Annotated in this window: 2 protein-coding genes; both read left to right on the forward strand. The window is 60.9% G+C overall.

The window, feature by feature from the left end:
• A partial coding sequence (locus ACXRVY_RS30035) for a putative PEP-binding protein (RefSeq protein WP_458239077.1) occupies positions 1-367 on the forward strand: 367 nt, incomplete at its 5' end.
• Between the two features lie 210 nt (positions 368-577).
• Positions 578-1,239: ABC transporter ATP-binding protein (locus tag ACXRVY_RS30040; RefSeq protein WP_458239078.1), on the forward strand; the 662-nt coding region annotated here is incomplete at its 3' end.

The raw sequence follows: 1,239 nt of genomic DNA on the forward strand, positions 1-1,239 counted from the left end.
GCGTGTGATCATGATGTGCGAACTGCCGTCCAACGCCATCCTGGCTGAAGAATTCCTCGAGTTCTTCGACGGCTTCTCCATCGGCTCCAACGACCTGACCCAGTTGACCCTGGGCCTGGACCGTGACTCCGGGATCATTGCGCACCTGTTCGATGAGCGTAACCCGGCGGTCAAGAAGCTGTTGGCCAACGCCATTGCCGCGTGCAACAAGGCCGGCAAATACATCGGCATCTGTGGTCAGGGCCCTTCGGACCACCCGGACCTGGCCAAGTGGCTGATGGAGCAGGGCATTGAAAGCGTTTCGTTGAACCCGGATTCCGTGCTGGAAACCTGGTTCTTCCTGGCCGAGGGTCAGGCGCAGGCTTGATCCTGTAGGAGCGACGGTGCGGCGATCCGACCTGCTCGCGATGGACTGCAGAACGCCGCGTTTTTTCAGCATGAACGCGTCATCGTTGGCGACCATCGCGAGCAGGCTCGCTCCTACAAGGGATCAGCGCGGACCGGCTTCACGGGTTTGCAATCCACTATTAAGCCGGGCCGTGTTGGCCGGGCGACTGAAACCTGTTGGGAGTTTCACATGGCAAACGCCTCCAGCATCTACAGGAAGGCTCTTGAAGGTCACCAGGCACCGAAAAAGGTATTGGTGAAAATCGATCGCGTCACCAAGAAGTTCGACGAAACCACCGCCGTGGACGATGTGTCCCTGGAAATCCACCAGGGTGAAATCTTCGCCCTGCTCGGTGGCTCCGGTTCCGGCAAATCGACCCTGCTGCGCATGCTCGCCGGCTTCGAGCGCCCGACCGAAGGCCGGATTCTGCTCGACGGTGTCGACATCACCGACATGCCGCCGTACGAACGACCGATCAACATGATGTTCCAGTCCTACGCGCTGTTCCCGCACATGACGGTGGCGCAGAACATCGCCTTCGGCCTCAAGCAGGACCGTTTGCCAGCGGCCGAAATCGAAGCCCGTGTGCAGGAGATGCTGCGCCTGGTGCACATGACCCAGTACGCCAAGCGCAAACCGCACCAACTGTCCGGCGGCCAGCGTCAGCGCGTGGCCCTGGCCCGTTCCCTGGCCAAGCGTCCGAAGCTGCTGCTGCTCGACGAACCGATGGGCGCACTGGATAAAAAGCTGCGTTCGCAGATGCAGCTTGAGCTGGTGGAGATCATCGAGCGCGTCGGCGTGACCTGCGTGATGGTGACCCACGACCAGGAAGAGGCCATGACCATGGCCGA

This window comes from Pseudomonas sp. P5_A2_2, assembly GCF_054177685.1.